Here is a 16,974-nt window from a genome sequence, read left to right as displayed (position 1 = left end):
TTTTAACGATACAAAAATACGTCAAGAATCTTTGATATCTATTTTAAAAGACAAAGTAAAAATTACAAAATTCAAAGATTTAGAAAGCATGCTTAAATTTAAGCGGTGATGTGTTTGAGTGCTTTTTAAAGAAATTATTGAAATGAGAAGGTTGGTCGAATCCTAATGTATAACCGATTTCAGCAATATCCCAGTTGGTGTATTTTAAAAGGTTTTTAGATTCTTCGAACATTCTCTCCTTAATGATATGCGTTGTTGTAAGATTGGTTACCGATTTTACGGAAGAGTTTAAATGATTGACATGTACGTTGAGGTGATCGGCAAAATCCGAAGCTGTTTTTAAAGCAAGCGGGTAAGCAGGAGAGTCTAACGGGAACTGTTTATTAAGCAATTCATCAAACATACGGTATAAACGGACGTTAGCAGGAAGCTCGTCCGGATCAACATCTTCAACGCGATTTTCTAATGCCAGGTGTAGAACGGATGCCAGATGACTTTTTATACTGCCACAACGAAATGGATAGGTGGAGTTATTGAGCTTATACATTTGTTCAAAATAAACAGTGACCAATTGGGTTTGCTCTTCTGTTAAAAAGACAATAGGCATGCTCCATTCTTTAAATAAGGAAGTCTTTTTAAATAATTTAAATTCAGAATTTCCATTAAAAAATTCCTGATTGAAAAGACAGAAATAGCCTTCCTGTAGATCTCCGTCACATTCCCATGAATAAGGGATGTTGGGAGAAGGAAAGAATAAAGCAGGACGGTCTATGTATAATTTTTGTTGCCCATACTGAAAAGTACCTTTACCTATGATAAAACTTATTTTATAATAATCCCGGCGATTATAAGGGCTCTTGAAGCTGCAATACTTCCGCATAGAAATGTTAAAATGTGATTTTCCCAACTCAAAATCATGGGAATCAAACATTCTTAACTGGTTTTCCCTGATGTTTCTGTAATAATCTTCTATCGTTTCTAAATGATCACTCATGATTTAAAAATTATAAAAATCAAAGATACGGAAACTTGCTGATTTTTGGTTAAATCAATAAGGAATCGCATAAGCTAACTGTAAAGAAGGTTTTATTTCCGGATCAGTCCAATATCTCTAGCAGATCAGCTCTACCTAAACCAAGTATTTTGGATTCTTCTGTTTTTATAAGTCCTTGTGTCAGTTTGCTTTTTTTCTTCTGGAGGTTCAGTATTTTTTCCTCAATCGTATTCGAACAAACCATTCGTATTGCTACGACATGTTTGGTCTGTCCTATCCTGTAGCTTCTGTCGATTGCCTGGTTTTCTGCGGCAGGATTCCACCATGGATCTACGAGATAAACATAATCGGCTTCAGTAAGGTTAAGACCAACACCTCCGGCTTTTAAGCTAATAAGAAATACCCGGATATTTTCATCCGTTTGAAATCGGTGGACTTTGGAGCCACGATCCTTACTCTGCCCTGTAAGATATTCAAAAGGAATATTTTTATCTTCAAGTTCTTTTTTGATCAGATCCAGCATTCCTACAAATTGTGAAAACACAAGAATCTTGTGTTCCTTTGATTTGTTTTCGATCTGCTCAGTTAACAGCTGAATCTTTACAGAATGTTCTCCGGAATGGCCCTCCTTCAACAGAACTGGAGAATTACAGATTTGTCGGAGCTTGGTTAAGCCCGTTAACACATGCATGCTGTTTTTCAAAGTCTCATCATCAGTGGAAGCAGATATAAAATCACGCAACTCCCTTTCATAAAGGTCGTAGATTTTACGCTGCTCTGCGTTCATTTCACAATAGATGACCATTTCAGTTTTCTCAGGAAGCTCCTTTGCGACTTGCTTTTTCGTTCTTCGTAAAATAAAAGGATTGATCTTTTGTTGAAGTTCGATGGTGCGTTTACCATATTCAAATTTATCAATTGGAATGGCGTAAACGTCTTTAAAATATTGCTTACTTCCCAATAATCCCGGACATGCAAACGAAAGCTGTCCGTAAAGATCAAAGGTATTGTTTTCAACAGGTGTTCCTGTCAGTACGACTCTGTTCCTGGACTGTAACAGACGGGCAGCTTTATATTTTTCCGAATTGGGATTTTTGATCGCCTGTGATTCATCGAGAAAAACATAATTAAAGCGAAATGATTTAAGGAAACGGATGTCTGAAAGCAGCATCCCATAACTGGTCAATATGATTTCATATTCATGATAATGATCGATATTCTTTAGCCTGTCTGGCCCGTAATGCAGCAATACTTTAAGAGAAGGGGCAAATTTTTCCAGCTCTTCCTGCCAATTAAAAAGAAGAGAAGTTGGTACAATGATAAGATTTGTATTTGCTCCATATTTTTCTCTTTGGTGTAAAATAAAAGCAATGATCTGCACTGTTTTTCCTAATCCCATATCATCGGCCAGACATCCACCGAAATTGAAACTGTCGAGAAGGCCTAACCAATTCAATCCTTCCCGTTGGTAATCTCTCAGATTGGTTTTTAATTCAGTTGGAACAGGGATTTCCGGAGCTTTTCTTAACATGGAAAATTGGTTTGAGTAAGAAAGGACTTCTGCTTGTACCTCTTCGCTTAAAATCTCTTTTTCAAACAAACTTGAAATTTCAGTAAAACTGATTTTAGGGATTTTCAATAATTCTTCATCGATATCACCCGCCTGAAAGTATTTGGTGATTTTACTGATCCATTCATCGGGCAGTATACCTTGCGTGCCATCATCGAGCTGTACAAACTTTGTTTTATTACGGAGAGCACGGTGCACCTGCTTTAGGGTTGCTTCTTTTTTTCCGAAACGGACACTCAGTTTAGCATTGAACCAATCTATGCCACTCGTAACCTGAATGTTGATTTTAGCACGATTCGGGTTCAGTTTATTGTTCTTTAGTTCACTAAAACCAAGAATGATTATCTTTTCATTTCTCCAGGCTTCGAAGGCTTTTAGAAACCAATCTGCATCCAGAAATTTATTTTTATGTAAGTAAAAATATTCATCTGCCTCCAGTTGTTCTTCAAATTCCGGATGCTGCATCATAATAATAGAAGTAAGAGAGGTTTCAGCCTCATAATTTCGTTCTATTTTAAACTGATTTCCATTCTGGTCTGTGTCATACAGCTGTTTTCTTGAATAAACAGCTACTTCTACAGTTCCATATTTCATTACCGGAGTAATCGACACGTAATTGCCTTCCTGATGCAAATAAATAATCTTTTCTGTTCCGAAATTCTTTTCTTGCAGCTGTACGGGAGTCGCAGAATGGATATAACTGTAATTAATGTGAATATACTGTTCTAATGATGCTAAAACGGTCTGCAGAAAGTTCTCGTACTTTGAAGCGTGGATGAGAAGAATTTCATTGTTAGATTTAAAAAACTTAATGACCCGAAGCATGTCAGGATTTTCAATTAAGCTTAAAGTATTTTGGTAATGAATAAAATAATCATTTCGGATAATGATATTTTTAAATGGCAGTGAAATATCATTAAAGAGGAGCTCTCCTGTGATTTCATAGAACGGATCTTTTTTGAGTACGGTCAGCTGTATCTCAGCTTTAAGAAGCTTAAGCGCCACAGGAATCAGAGATTTAGAAGAAACAAATTCAGCCAGATGAGGATCATGGTAGTATACATCGAGCTCCAAAGGATTTTGAACGATCAATTTCAAAGCTTCCAACTCTGTTGGGCTTTGTTCTTCATTAAATTTATTTTGAAAAGCAATAATGGCTGTGTAAAACTTAATTTCTGATGGCTGCTCAGATTTCCAGATCAATTGCATTGCATCAATAGAGGTAACAGGGTTTTTAATTTTACCATTTCGGGTAACCTCAGCTTCCATTAATGAAAAGTTCAAAAAATTATAATAACGGTGTTTACCAATAACCATTATTTGTCTTTTATCAGTATCCTGTATAGCCAGTTCTTTGAGAACTGATTTTCGCAGTGGCAGTAAGTTCTGTTTAATAGCATGCTCATCAATTTGAAACAGCTCTTTAATTTTAGGCTGAATGTCGAGCTTTCCATCCTGATAGTTCAGATGAAAAAAGGTATCAAGATGAGGCTCGTTTTCTAAACCAAAACCTTTAGCAAAGGCAACCAGTGTTCTTTGTCGTAGATTAGTATCAAAGAAAATCCGATAGTTTTTTTGTTCCAGAATGCAATAAATAATTTCTGCCTGGTGTTCACAAAGTTTATCGGTTGGGTTTTCGCACGAACATGTCGTCACCAATGCAGATCCTACCTGACTTACCGAAACATTTGGGAAACTGATTACTGAAGTTGTTCTGGTGAAAACCCCGGAGTTAATTTCAAGGGCAATAGGTTCAATATCCCGGAAGTCCTTTTCTTCTATGAATCTTGCCGTTTGGGTGTGCTTTAAAAGTTCATATATCGAAAGTGTACTGATATAAGTATCCGGTAAAATATATTCTTTTGGCAACTCCATACTGACGACAAGCGAATGATTATTAAAAAAACGAAGGTACATAAAACCGATAAAAGGAAAAGACTGGATATTTAAAATCTTCCATTGTTTTTCAGCTTATGAACTTTTAAAAACATTTTCCCTTTTTTTATAGAACTTCTTTTATAGAATTTTTTTTATAATGATTTCTATTATAAAGATAAATATAGAGGTCAATTTTGCTTTAAATTAAAAATTTTATTTGCTTTATATTATTTAAATGATTATCGCTTATTCCCAAGGAGTATTTTTTTTAAATATTTCTAATTTTTTTTCATCACAGTTAGGCTGGAATCACCATAAAACCTATATTTGCACCCTAAATTTTAAAATAAATGAAAGAACTAATCGAAAAAATCAACGCGGAATTTGAAGCATTTACAACTGAAGCAAACCAACAAGCTGAAAAAGGAAACAAAGCAGCTGGAACAAGAGCTCGTAAATCAGCTTTAGAACTAAGTAAATTGTTCAAAGATTTCAGAAAAGTTTCTGTTGAAGAATCAAAAAAATAAAAATAAGCCAGCTATTTTAGCTGGCCTATTTTTTTAGGGGACAATAGAACAATCTTGTTTATTATTATTTAAAATCTTTTTCTGAGATTTTTTTATTGTAATAAAGATCTGTTAATGTTATTATTTGCTCTCCATCCTCAGTAGGAAATGTAGTTTTAGAACAATAAATTAGAGCTCCAAATTTCTTATATTCATTATAAATTACAGTTGAAAAGGCATTCTTGTCTGGATTTTCTTTAGTTTCTTTTTTTAATAAATAACTTTTAGCATCATAAAATAGATGAAGCACTTTTCCATCTGTAGAAGTCGCCTTTATTTCGTTGTATGTTTTATCAGGATTATTTTCAACAAGTTCAAGTTTGTATAAAGAAGGATCTAAATAAGCCAGCTCATTCATAATATACTTTCGATTAAGTTTTTCTTTGAACTCTTCTGGATCTGCTAATTTTTTTTCTCCATTTACCGTTTCATATCCGATTTTCCCATCAAACCACGAGCGATAAACAATCCGACCTTGGTATTCAATCTCGAAACTACCTTTATTAGGAGCCATTTCTTTTGTAATCCAATTTACTTTTCTTCCGTCCATTGTAGTTTCGGAAATAGAGTAGAGTGTTTTTATACTATTTAAAAGTTCTTTGCCTCCAGTCGCTTGAATAGCCTTTTCAATGATTTCTTTTGCTTTATCTTCATTTATATTTTGTGAAAATAGAAGATTGTTTCCACCAGCTATTAAGCAAATTGTAAAAATTGTAGTTGTTAATTTCATTTTTTTATAGGTAGTTACCGTATTTGTCGTGCTAAAATAATTAAAAATAAAACGATATTCTTATCTAAAGATTGTGATTCATTTCACTGATTTATGTATAAGTGGTGTTGAATCAATTTTTTCTCATTCCTTTTTTTAATTTCCCCGAATTCTTTTATCTTTAGTCCAATCAATAATACTATGAAGATAAACACCTTTTTTGCAATGCCCGCAGTCGTTCTGGCAGCGCAGTTTTCATTAGCACAAGTCCCGGCAAAATCTCAGGAAAAACTCAATCCTGTTGTAGAAAGTTTTGTTAATGAAGTGAATACTAATTCTCAACTCGAAAATATGGCTTACGAGCTGCTTGATGGTATTGGACCCCGTTTGGTAGGAACTCCTGAAATGCTGGCAGCTAATGAATGGACTGCAAAGACTTTACGCTCTTGGGGAGTGGATGCAAATCTTCAGCAATTTGGAACATGGAAAGGCTGGCAGAGAGGAATTACGCATGTAGATATGGTTTATCCGCGTATAAAATCATTATCTGCTACACAACTGGCTTGGAGCCCGGCGACAAAAAAAGCTGTTGAAGCAGAAGTGATCGTACTTCCTAAGGTATCTTCTAAAGCCGAATTCGACACATGGTTACCTTCTGTAAAAGGTAAAATTGTATTGATGGCGCAATATCAAAAGATTGGCCGCTCTGATGAACAGATCAAAGAATTTGGTACTCCGGAACTCTATGAGAAACTGAAAGCTGAAAAAGAACAGGCTTCTAAAGATTTTCGTGATTATGTAAAGAATATAGGATATGATAATACTACACTTCCAGAGGCTTTAGAAAAGGCTGGTGCAGCAGGAATTGCAATATCCAACTGGACTGGAGTTATGGGAGCCAATAGGATTTTTGGTGCTAAAACCACAAAAATCCCAATGTTCGACATCGATGTAGAAGATTATGGAATGCTGTATAGGATGGCTGAAAAAGGTCAAAAGCCAAAAATTAAAGTAGAAGCCCAGTCAAAAATACTTCCTGATGCAAAAAGCTTTAACACGATAGGAATGATTAAAGGAAAAGAAAAGCCTGATGAATATGTCATTCTTTCTGCGCATTTGGATTCATGGGACGGAGCTCAAGGGGCTACAGATAATGGAACTGGTACGCTCACCATGCTTGAGACGATGAGGATTCTGAAAAAGTACTATCCCAACAATAAAAGAACCATTGTAATAGGACTGTGGGGAAGTGAGGAACAGGGATTGAATGGTTCCAGAGGATTTGTAGCAGACAATCCTGAAATTATGAAAGGAACTCAGGCGGTTTTTAATCAGGACAACGGAACTGGTCGCGTGGTGAATATCAGTGGTCAGGGATTCGTAAAGTCCTATGACTATATAGGAAAATGGCTGAATGCTGCTCCTAAAAGCGTAAGAGATAATATCAAAACAGACTTCCCAGGAATGCCTGGAGGTGGAGGTTCTGATCATGCTTCATTTGTTGCAGCAGGTGTACCTGGATTTTCTTTAAGCTCACTGAATTGGGGGTATTTCGGATATACCTGGCACACAACTAAAGATACCTATGATAAGATTGTTTTTGATGAGCTTAAAAATAATGTGATCCTGACAGCTGCGTTAGCATATATGGCATCAGAAGATCCTGAATTTACGAGCAGGGAGAGAAGGGTAATGCCACAGGATGAAAAAGGAGAGACCATAAAATGGCCTGAAGCAAAAGAGCCAAGAAGAGATTCTAAAGAATTTAAATAATATAATGAAACCGTCTCAGTACTGAGACGGTTTTTTATTTCGAAACATGATCAAGTAAATCTTGTTTTCCCTGGTATTTGAGAAGTTCCTTGATTTCCGGTATTTTACTTTCTTTTACAATATAAGTTGTACAAATTGAATTATTCATATGCATACTGAAATTCATTCGCGTACCTGTTCTTCTTCCCATCGCAACGGTTCTGGAAGTGTATTCTGAAAAAACAGGAGAGAAATTAGCCAGGCATAAAAGATTTCTCTTTAGCGATTTTAAAAAGTTTGGATAATTCCCATAGTCATCGAGGACTTTAATTTTGAATATTTTCTTACCCAAAGTTGTTCCCCAATAAAACTCTGTTATTGTTCCCAAAATCAGAACACATGGAACAGAAAATAAAATGCTTATAAAAACCACTTTGTGGAATATAAAGTAAAAAATGAGACAGAAAGGAAGCATATCAATCCACTTGGCAAAAAGTCTTTCTGTTTCATTTCCTTTATAACTGGGATTATAAGGAAGGTGATATTCATAAGCATGGTAGATACGATAACCCAACTCATCAAAATATGGAGTAGGTCTGTTAATGATTTTTCTTTCCTTGATTTCTGATATTTTCATATCATTTTTATAAGATCATACTTAGTTGAATTCTTTTTCTTACTTCATCCACTTCTGTAACCTTTACCTGAACATGCTGATGTAATTTTACCACTTCATTCACATCGGAAACAAAACCTTCTTTTAGCTGAGAAATATGAACCAATCCGCTTTCTTTGATTCCCAGATCAACGAAACATCCAAAAGCGGTAATGTTATTGACGATACCGGGAAGGATCATTCCTATTCTCAGATCTTTTACACTTTTTACTTTAGGGTCAAATTCGAATACCTTAGCTGCCTTTCTGGGATCCAGTCCCGGTTTTTCAAGTTCCTTTAGAATATCTTTAATACCCAAAATACCAATATCATCGGTAATATATTTTTCTGGTTGAATTAAAGCGATTTTCTCTTTGTTGGCAATTAATTCATTGGATTTAATTCCAAGATCTTTTGCCATTTTTTCTACAATACCATAAGCTTCAGGGTGTACAGCTGAATTATCTAAAGAATTTTTCCCATTGGTTATTCTAATAAATGCTGCAGCCTGTTGAAAAGCTTTTTCTCCCAATCGAGGAACCTTTTTTAATTGCTTTCTGTCTTCAAAAGCGCCATTTTCAGCTCTGTAATTAACGATATTTTCAGCCATTTTCTCACCAATTCCGGAGACATAACTTAACAATGATTTGCTCGCAGTATTAAGGTTGATCCCTACGGAATTCACACATTTCATAACCGTAGAATCCAGTTCATTTTTCAATTGGGTCTGATCTACATCGTGTTGATATTGCCCGACACCAATAGATTTGGCATCAATTTTAACGAGTTCAGCTAATGGATCTGCCAGTCTTCTTCCTATAGAAACCGCTCCACGAACGGTTACATCATAACTTGGAAACTCCTCTCTGGCAATTTTACTCGCGGAATAAACAGATGCTCCGGCTTCAGAAACCACAAATACCTGTAATGGCTTGTCAAAGGCAATTTTCTTGATGAAAAACTCTGTTTCACGGCTCGCCGTTCCGTTTCCTATAGAAATGGCTTCAATATTATATGCATTAACCATAGAGCGGATTTTTTTCATAGCCATTCCTGATTCATTTTGCGGAGCATGAGGGTAGATGGTTTCGTTATGAAGAAGATCTCCCTTTTCATCTAAACAGACAATTTTACAACCACTTTTATAACCAGGATCAATCGCTAAAATTCTTTTTTCACCTAAAGGAGGTGCCAATAATAACTGGCTGAGGTTTTCAGAGAAAATTTCAATTGCTTTTTTATCTGCTTTTTCTTTAGCCTCCTGTAATGTTTCATTAGAAATAGCGGGCTCCAATAGTCTTTTGTAGCTGTCTTTTATAGCCAGGGCAATCTGTTCAGCGCTTTCATTATTGGATTTGATAATGGCATTCTCTATGAAATCAATAGCCCCTTCTTTATCAATGTCCACATTTACCTTTACAAAACCTTCAGTTTCTGCTCTTAACATGGCTAAAAGTCGGTGAGATGGAGTTCTGTTTAAGCTTTCATCCCATTCAAAATACTGCGCGAATTTTTGAGCTCCCTCTTCTTCTTTTTTAGCCTTAACTACTTTAGAGGAGATGATAGCTTTACGCTGAAATAAACGACGAAGGTTTTTACGGACATACATATTTTCATTGATCCACTCTGCCATAATATCTCGGGCTCCCTGAAGAGCTTCTTCTTCAGAGATGACTTTATCATTTAAATATTTTGACACTGAAGATTGAAGATCATTACTTTTCTGACTCATTATGATCTTTGCCAAAGGCTCTAATCCTTTTTCCTTTGCAGTATCTGCTTTTGTCTTTTTACGTTTCTTAAAAGGAAGGTATAAATCTTCAAGCTCCTGAATATCGAAGCTTTCTTCTATTCTTTGCCTGAATTCTGATGTTAGTGCATTTTGTTCTTCAACAGATTTTAAAATGGTTTCTTTCCTTTTTAAAATTTCTTCGAACTGCTTATTGATTTTTGAAATCTGTTCAATCTGTACTTCATCCAGATTTCCGGTTCTGTCTTTTCTATAGCGGGATATAAAAGGAATGGTACAGTCTTCTGCCAATAGCTCAAGCGTAGCACGGATACTTTTTTCGGAAATATTTACAATCTTCTGGATGAATTCAATATGTGTCATTATGTAAAATTAGACCGCTAAAATACTGACTTTTCCAGGATGATGAAGTAAGGTTTATTTAATACTTTAAATTGGATGCTTTTTTTTGGACTAATTTTTATACGTTATAGAATTCTACCGGGTGGCTGAGGCTCTCGAAGCCACCTTTAACTAAATTTTCTATCTTTATATAAAACATAAAGAAAGCAATGAAAGGATGGTTGTACATATTGCTATGCTCCGATGGTAGCTATTATACCGGTAGTACAAATGATCTGAGAAGGCGGATTTTACAACATCAAAAGGGTGAAGGTGCCAATCATACCCGTAAAAGACTTCCTGTATATCTTATTTATTTTGAAGAGTATGAACAGGTGTATTTTTCCTTCTATCGGGAAAAGAAGGTGCGGGGATGGAGCAGAAAGAAAAAAGAAGCACTGATCAATGGTATGCCGGAACTTTTACCAAAATTGGCAATTGCTTATAGAGATGTAAGAAATGAATCTGATACCGAGATTACCTGATGTGATCCGGGGTCCTCGAGGGCAGAGGTGGCTTCGAGAGCCTCAGCCACCTATTACTATCAATCGTTGGATGCAGAGAAATTCCGAATTACCAATTTTATTACATTTGCAAACTTATGATTTACATTCTTTTGATTATTAATCTATTTTCTTTTGCTGTATTTGGGTTCGATAAAAGGCGTGCTATAAAGCATCAAAGAAGAATTCCGGAAAACACCCTGTTAATTTCAGTATTTCTGGGCGGAACAATTGGTGCGATATTGGGAATGTTGATTTTCAGGCACAAAATTTCTAAAAAATCTTTCTTACTTAAATTTGGACTGATCCTTCTTATTCAAATAGCATTGATTTATTTTTTCAGAAAATATACCTGAGATTATATATCAAGTATGATCTTATAATCGGACTATTAAGCACTTAGAGTTTATATGATAACTTATAGTGTAAGGCCTTAACTCCACTATTTATTTTAACTTTCTCATTATGAATTTGTTAAATAATACATAATCATACTAATTAATTAATTAAAAAACACTATTTTTGCACCCGTAAAAATCATTCATGCAAAACATTAGAAATATTGCGATTATCGCACACGTTGACCACGGGAAGACGACCTTGGTTGACAAGATTATTCATGCTACAAACATTTTCAGAGAAAATCAGGAAAGTGGAGAATTAATAATGGATAATAACGATCTTGAAAGAGAAAGAGGAATTACCATTCTATCTAAAAATATTTCTGTTACTTATAAAGACGTTAAAATTAACGTAATTGATACTCCTGGTCACGCCGATTTTGGTGGTGAAGTTGAGAGAGTTTTAAAAATGGCGGACGGAGTAATTTTGTTGGTAGATGCTTTTGAAGGGCCGATGCCACAAACAAGATTCGTACTTCAAAAAGCTTTGGAATTAGGATTAAGACCATTGGTTGTTATCAATAAAGTTGATAAACCAAACTGTCGTCCGGATGAAGTTCACGATCAGGTATTTGATTTGTTCTTCAACTTAGAAGCTACAGAAGAACAATTGGATTTCCCTACGTTCTATGGTTCTTCTAAACAAGGTTGGTTCAACACTTCATTAGAGCAAACTGAAGATATCTTCCCATTATTAGATGGTATTTTACAATATGTTCCTGAACCTAAAGTTGAGGAAGGAAATTTACAGATGCAAATCGTTTCTTTAGATTATTCTTCTTTCTTAGGGAGAATTGCTATCGGAAAAGTAATCAGAGGTGATATCAAAGAATCTCAATGGATTGGTCTGGCACAGGCTGACGGTAAGGTTTTGAAAGGAAAAGTAAAAGAATTATACGTTTTCGAAGGTCTTGGAAAGAAAAAGGTAAGTGAAGTAAAAGCCGGAGATATCTGTGCTGTAGTAGGTTTCGATGCATTCCAGATTGGTGATTCTTTTGTAGATCTTGAAAATCCTGAACCATTACCAAGAACTTCAATTGATGAGCCTACATTGAACATGACGTTCTCTATCAACAATTCACCTTTCTTTGGTAAAGATGGTAAATATGTAACTTCTAACCATCTAAAGGAAAGATTAACTAAAGAATTAGAGAAGAACTTAGCATTAAGAGTTGAGCAGACTGGTGATGCAAACACTTTCCTGGTTTTTGGTAGAGGTATTCTTCACTTGTCAGTTTTAATTGAAACAATGAGAAGAGAAGGGTATGAAATGACTATCGGACAGCCACAAGTTATCTTAAGAGAAATCGACGGAGAAAAATGTGAGCCTTATGAATCTTTAGTTGTTGACGTTCCTGAAGAATTTGCTTCTAAAGTAATCGATTTAGCGACACAGAGAAAAGGTGACCTTCACATTATGGAAACCAAGGGTGAGATGCAACACATGGAATTCGAAATTCCTTCAAGAGGTTTGATCGGATTGCGTTCTCAAATGTTAACAGCTACTGCGGGTGAAGCTATTATGGCACACCGTTTTACAGAATACAAGCCTTTCAAAGGTGCTATTCCTGGAAGAAGCAACGGGGTGTTAATCAGCAAAACTCAAGGTCCTGCTACAGAATATTCTATCGCTAAATTACAGGATAGAGGTAAGTTCTATGTTGATCCGGGTGAGGAAATCTACGCAGGTATGATCATTGGGGAGCAAAACAAGCCAGGTGACTTAGTTGTAAACATCGTAGAAGCAAAACAGTTAAATAACATGAGAGCTTCTGGAAAAGATAAAGATACAGGTGTTGCCCCGAAAATCTTATTCTCACTTGAAGAATGTATGGAATACATCCAAGGTGACGAAGCGATTGAGGTAACTCCAAACTTCATCAGAATGAGAAAGAAAGTTCTTTCTGAAGAAGAAAGAAAAAGAATGGAAAGATCAGGAAAAGCTTAATAAAAATTCCTTATTATAATAAAAGCCTCGAGAATTCGAGGCTTTTTTATGTTTAAAAAGATACATAATCCATTTTATTATAATATTTTTAAAATTCTAAAAAAAATAATTTAATGTAGTTTTGCAAACTATGAAAATGAGAAATTTAAAACTGGTATTGTTTCTGGGTGTCTTAGCCTCTTGTGGAAGTACCCATACTGTTCAGAATAACACGGTAAAGCCTACCAGAAATCCAAACACAACAAATCCCGTTAAAAATATTCCTAAAGATCCGGTGGTAGTGAATAAACCCAATCCCGTAAAACCTGTTGATGAAGATTTGAAAGTCATTCTTCCAGCTGTGAACAGAGAATTTCGTGGAGCCTGGATCGCAAGTGTTGCCAATATCAACTGGCCGTCAAGAAATGATTTGTCTATTGATCAACAGAAAGCTGAGGCAATCAGTATGCTCGATATGCTGAAAGATAATAATTTCAATGCGGTTATTTTCCAGGTACGTCCATCAGCAGATGCATTATATACAAGTTCTTTGGAGCCATGGTCTTATTTTTTGACAGGTGAAACAGGAAGATCACCATATCCCAATTATGATCCTTTACAATTCTGGATTGAAGAGTCACATAAAAGAGGGTTGGAGCTTCATGTCTGGCTAAACCCATACAGAGCACATCATACGAATGGAGGTTCTGTAAACAGTCTGTCAATGGCCAATAAGCTTTCTGATATTGTTGTGAGATTAAAGAATGGAATGTATTGGTTTGACCCGGCAAATCCTAAAACCCAGGGACACGTTTCCAATGTAGTAAAAGATATCGTGACAAGATATGATATAGATGCTGTTCATTTCGATGATTACTTCTATCCTTATGCCACCTATAACAAAGGCGCTGATTTTCCGGATAATGCTACCTGGAGTACTTATGTAAATAGTGGTGGGACATTATCCAGAGCTGACTGGCGAAGAGATAATGTAAATAAGTTTGTAGAGCGGATCTATAAAGAAATTCATGCTGAAAAAAGTTATGTAAAGTTTGGGATCAGCCCTTTTGGAATTTGGAAGCCCGGATACCCCGCAGGAATTACAGGTTCTTCTCAATATGACGAATTGTATGCTGATGCAAAGTTATGGCTAAATAAGGGCTGGGTAGACTATTTTTCACCACAATTATACTGGCCGATTGATTCTAAGGGACAAGGTTTTGAAGCTTTATTAAATTGGTGGAAATCTGAAAACACAATGAATCGTCATTTATGGCCGGGATTGAACACGGTCGAAATTCGAACGCCAGATCGTCCTAATGAAATTAAAAACCAAATTGAACTTTCCAGACAGATCTTAAAAAGTGATGCCGGAGAGGTTCATTGGAGTATTGCGGGATTAACAAAAAATCCACTGATGCTAAGTACATTGAAGAACGGGCCCTATAAAGAAAAAGCTTTGGTTCCTAAGAGCCCTTGGATTAAAGCTTTACCGATGTTGACTCCAACACTATTCATTACGGAGAATGGAAGCTTTGCGCAGGCAAACTGGAGTAGTAAAAATTTGAAAGACGTTTTTCAATGGGTACTGTTTAAGCAGTACAATGGTGTTTGGGAAACAGAAATTTTAACACTGGATACACTTTCAAAAGATATTCCAAAATATAAAGATGGAAAAACACTAAATGCTGTGGCTATAAAAGCAGTAGATAGATTAGGAAATGAGAGTGATTATATGGCAAAGAAAGTAAAATAGTCATTCCATATAAAACATGAGCTATAACAGCTTACAACCCGAAAAAAATAGAAACCAGTTCTAATAAGAATTGGTTTTTATTTTAGAATAACTATAAATTAATAATTTAAATTATTGATTATCAGTTTATTTATAGGACGTTTTTCTTGTTTTAATTAAAATTAAAAACTTTATCGGAACCATTTTTGCATCATTTTATTCATAATCACTAAAAATAAATATTATGAATACCAACAGACTTTCACCTGCCATTGAAAAAGCTTTAAGTGATCAGATGAACAAAGAAATTCATGCATCACATACATTTCTGTCTTATGGAATTTGGGCCGACGATAAAGGATATCAGGGGATTGCTAATTTCTTATACAGACACGCGCAGGAAGAGAGAAATCATTCGATTAAATTTATGGAGTACGTTTTAAACAGAGGAGGAAAGCCTAAAGTAGATGCTATTCCTGTGCCTCCTGCTGATCCCGAATCCTTAACTGCTTGTTTTGATGGGATCTTTAAACATGAAGTAGATAATACAACTGCAATCTATAAGATTGTTGATCTTTCTTTACAGGAAAAAGACTGGGCAACATGGAATTTTATGCAGTGGTTCGTACAAGAGCAAATAGAAGAAGAAACCTTGGCTCAGAACTTAATTGACAAGTTGAAAATTGCCGGTGGTGATCGTGCAACAGATGAATCTTTATTTACTTTAGATAAAACGTTACAGAATACACCAGATGATGCCCCATTGGCTCAAAATGCTACAGGCTCAAATCCTTAACAGTAAAATAGAAATCATAGAAATCTGCCAAACTTTTGGCAGATTTTTTTATTATGAAACTCGTCTTAAAATCACTATCTTTGCAAACTTATAATTCAAGGTGCTTGATTTAAAATTTTAATGATTGAAGATATATAAACCTTGAAGTCAGAATAGAACATTAAACTTTGAATAGAACAATATGAAATGTGGAATCGTAGGCTTACCGAATGTTGGTAAATCAACTCTTTTTAACTGTTTGAGCAATGCAAAAGCCCAGTCAGCCAATTATCCTTTCTGTACTATAGAACCGAACTTAGGAACGGTATCTGTGCCAGATCAAAGATTATTTGAGTTGGAAAAATTAGTAAACCCAGAGAGAGTTTTACCGGCTGTTGTGGAAATTGTAGATATTGCAGGTTTGGTAAAAGGAGCGAGTAAAGGAGAAGGTTTAGGAAACCAGTTCTTAGCAAACATTCGCGAGTGTGAAGCGATTATACATGTTTTAAGATGTTTTGAAAATGGAAACATTATTCACGTAGAAGGTTCTGTAGACCCTATGAGAGATAAGGAAATTATCGACATCGAACTTCAGCTTAAAGATCTTGAGACTGTTGGAAAAGCGGTTGAAAAGGCTAAAAAGTTTATTAAATCTGGAAAAAAAGAAGATATTCTTACCTATGAGACTCTTCAGAATTTACAGAAGTTTTTAGAAGATGGTAAAAATGCAAGAGAATTTCCTTTAACTGATCAGACAAAGGCTATTATTGAAGATGTTCAGTTGTTGACAAATAAGCCGGTTCTTTACGTTTGTAATGTTGATGAAAACTCAATTAAAAATGGAAATGAATGGATTGCTAAAATCGATGAGATGGCCCAAAAAGAGGGTTCTGAGATTGTTGTTTTAGCTGCTCAGATTGAAGCTGATATCAATGAATTGGAAACTTTTGAAGAAAGAGAGATTTTCTTGGAAGAATTAGGTTTGGAGGAACCAGGTGTTAATCGTTTGATCAGAAAAGCATATGACCTGTTGAAACTTCAGACTTATTTTACGGCTGGAGTTAAAGAAGTAAGAGCATGGACAATAGGACAAGGATGGACAGCTCCTCAGGCTGCTGGAGTGATCCATACTGATTTTGAAAAAGGATTTATCCGTGCAGAAGTTATTAAATATAACGACTATTTAAGCTATGGCTCTGAAGCTAAAGTAAAAGAAGCAGGAAAATTATCTGTAGAAGGAAAAGAATACATCGTACAGGACGGTGATATTATGCACTTCAGATTCAACGTATAAAGAATATTAAAGTTATAGTAATTAAAAAAACGCTTTCATGAATTTGGGAGCGTTTTTTGTATGCAATGATCATACAAAATATTC

At 35.4% G+C, this 16,974-nt stretch carries 13 protein-coding genes; 8 read left to right on the top strand and 5 right to left on the bottom strand.

All coding sequences use genetic code 11. The annotated features are described in order from the left end of the window. Positions 1 to 79 precede the first annotated feature (79 nt). Together AC3WRL_RS12515 and AC3WRL_RS12510 are read right to left on the bottom strand one after the other, a co-directional pair. The gene (locus tag AC3WRL_RS12515) at positions 80 to 994 is read right to left on the bottom strand and encodes a helix-turn-helix domain-containing protein (protein ID WP_214831386.1); all 915 of its coding nucleotides are present in this window, start codon (positions 992 to 994) and stop codon (positions 80 to 82) included. Positions 995 to 1,097: 103 nt separating this feature from the next. Further along, positions 1,098 to 4,481, bottom strand: a complete 3,384-nt coding sequence (locus AC3WRL_RS12510; RefSeq protein ID WP_492330408.1) for a DEAD/DEAH box helicase — start codon at positions 4,479 to 4,481, stop codon at positions 1,098 to 1,100. Between the two features lie 311 nt (positions 4,482 to 4,792). Here AC3WRL_RS12510 and AC3WRL_RS12505 point away from each other — a divergent pair, with 311 nt between their 5' ends. Then, the gene (locus AC3WRL_RS12505) at positions 4,793 to 4,969 is read left to right on the top strand and encodes an Hc1-related histone H1-like protein (RefSeq protein WP_034684091.1); all 177 of its coding nucleotides are present in this window, start codon (positions 4,793 to 4,795) and stop codon (positions 4,967 to 4,969) included. 64 nt (positions 4,970 to 5,033) lie between these two features. Here AC3WRL_RS12505 and AC3WRL_RS12500 read toward each other — a convergent pair whose 3' ends face one another. After that, positions 5,034 to 5,738, bottom strand: coding sequence for a hypothetical protein (locus AC3WRL_RS12500; RefSeq protein ID WP_214831384.1), 705 nt, complete (start codon positions 5,736 to 5,738; stop codon positions 5,034 to 5,036). 180 nt (positions 5,739 to 5,918) lie between these two features. On the opposite strand from AC3WRL_RS12500, the gene AC3WRL_RS12495 reads away from it, so the two are divergent. Then, complete coding sequence (locus AC3WRL_RS12495) at positions 5,919 to 7,490, top strand: M20/M25/M40 family metallo-hydrolase (RefSeq protein WP_492330407.1); 1,572 nt, start codon at positions 5,919 to 5,921, stop codon at positions 7,488 to 7,490. Between the two features lie 34 nt (positions 7,491 to 7,524). Here the strand turns inward: AC3WRL_RS12495 and AC3WRL_RS12490 are convergent, their stop codons facing one another. Further along, positions 7,525 to 8,106, bottom strand: a complete 582-nt coding sequence (locus AC3WRL_RS12490; protein WP_214831382.1) for an RDD family protein — start codon at positions 8,104 to 8,106, stop codon at positions 7,525 to 7,527. A gap of 7 nt (positions 8,107 to 8,113) precedes the next feature. After that, positions 8,114 to 10,237, bottom strand: a complete 2,124-nt coding sequence (locus AC3WRL_RS12485; RefSeq protein WP_492330406.1) for a Tex family protein — start codon at positions 10,235 to 10,237, stop codon at positions 8,114 to 8,116. Positions 10,238 to 10,425: 188 nt separating this feature from the next. On the opposite strand from AC3WRL_RS12485, the gene AC3WRL_RS12480 reads away from it, so the two are divergent. The 6 genes from AC3WRL_RS12480 to ychF all read left to right on the top strand — a co-directional run bounded on the left by AC3WRL_RS12480 (position 10,426) and on the right by ychF (position 16,890). Then, a complete protein-coding gene (locus AC3WRL_RS12480) occupies positions 10,426 to 10,740 on the top strand; it encodes a GIY-YIG nuclease family protein (RefSeq protein ID WP_214831380.1) in 315 nt (104 codons plus the stop codon). A gap of 116 nt (positions 10,741 to 10,856) precedes the next feature. Beyond that, complete coding sequence (locus AC3WRL_RS12475) at positions 10,857 to 11,114, top strand: DUF1294 domain-containing protein (protein WP_214831379.1); 258 nt, start codon at positions 10,857 to 10,859, stop codon at positions 11,112 to 11,114. A 187-nt stretch (positions 11,115 to 11,301) separates the two neighbouring features. Then, a complete protein-coding gene (gene typA / locus AC3WRL_RS12470; protein ID WP_214831378.1) occupies positions 11,302 to 13,107 on the top strand; it encodes a translational GTPase TypA in 1,806 nt (601 codons plus the stop codon). Between the two features lie 130 nt (positions 13,108 to 13,237). Beyond that, complete coding sequence (locus AC3WRL_RS12465; protein ID WP_492330405.1) at positions 13,238 to 14,842, top strand: glycoside hydrolase family 10-like protein; 1,605 nt, start codon at positions 13,238 to 13,240, stop codon at positions 14,840 to 14,842. Positions 14,843 to 15,065: 223 nt separating this feature from the next. After that, entirely contained in the window at positions 15,066 to 15,617 is a 552-nt protein-coding gene (locus AC3WRL_RS12460; RefSeq protein WP_214831374.1) for a ferritin, read from the top strand. A 181-nt stretch (positions 15,618 to 15,798) separates the two neighbouring features. Next, a complete protein-coding gene (gene ychF / locus AC3WRL_RS12455) occupies positions 15,799 to 16,890 on the top strand; it encodes a redox-regulated ATPase YchF (RefSeq protein WP_214831373.1) in 1,092 nt (363 codons plus the stop codon). Positions 16,891 to 16,974: the final 84 nt, after the last annotated feature.

This window comes from Chryseobacterium sp. FW101-FHT12H09, assembly GCF_058790395.1.
Note: the sequence above shows the minus strand (reverse complement) of the source record. Positions and strands in the feature narration are given on the sequence as shown.

Excerpts from the sequence above, each read along its gene's own strand:
- AC3WRL_RS12515 (WP_214831386.1), bottom strand. The coding sequence starts at position 994 with ATGAGTGATCATTTAGAAACGATAGAAGATTATTACAGAAACATCAGG.
- AC3WRL_RS12510 (WP_492330408.1), bottom strand. The coding sequence starts at position 4,481 with ATGTACCTTCGTTTTTTTAATAATCATTCGCTTGTCGTCAGTATGGAG.
- AC3WRL_RS12505 (WP_034684091.1), top strand. The coding sequence starts at position 4,793 with ATGAAAGAACTAATCGAAAAAATCAACGCGGAATTTGAAGCATTTACA.
- AC3WRL_RS12500 (WP_214831384.1), bottom strand. The coding sequence starts at position 5,738 with ATGAAATTAACAACTACAATTTTTACAATTTGCTTAATAGCTGGTGGA.
- AC3WRL_RS12495 (WP_492330407.1), top strand. The coding sequence starts at position 5,919 with ATGAAGATAAACACCTTTTTTGCAATGCCCGCAGTCGTTCTGGCAGCG.
- AC3WRL_RS12490 (WP_214831382.1), bottom strand. The coding sequence starts at position 8,106 with ATGAAAATATCAGAAATCAAGGAAAGAAAAATCATTAACAGACCTACT.
- AC3WRL_RS12485 (WP_492330406.1), bottom strand. The coding sequence starts at position 10,237 with ATGACACATATTGAATTCATCCAGAAGATTGTAAATATTTCCGAAAAA.
- AC3WRL_RS12480 (WP_214831380.1), top strand. The coding sequence starts at position 10,426 with ATGAAAGGATGGTTGTACATATTGCTATGCTCCGATGGTAGCTATTAT.
- AC3WRL_RS12475 (WP_214831379.1), top strand. The coding sequence starts at position 10,857 with ATGATTTACATTCTTTTGATTATTAATCTATTTTCTTTTGCTGTATTT.
- typA (WP_214831378.1), top strand. The coding sequence starts at position 11,302 with ATGCAAAACATTAGAAATATTGCGATTATCGCACACGTTGACCACGGG.
- AC3WRL_RS12465 (WP_492330405.1), top strand. The coding sequence starts at position 13,238 with ATGAAAATGAGAAATTTAAAACTGGTATTGTTTCTGGGTGTCTTAGCC.
- AC3WRL_RS12460 (WP_214831374.1), top strand. The coding sequence starts at position 15,066 with ATGAATACCAACAGACTTTCACCTGCCATTGAAAAAGCTTTAAGTGAT.
- ychF (WP_214831373.1), top strand. The coding sequence starts at position 15,799 with ATGAAATGTGGAATCGTAGGCTTACCGAATGTTGGTAAATCAACTCTT.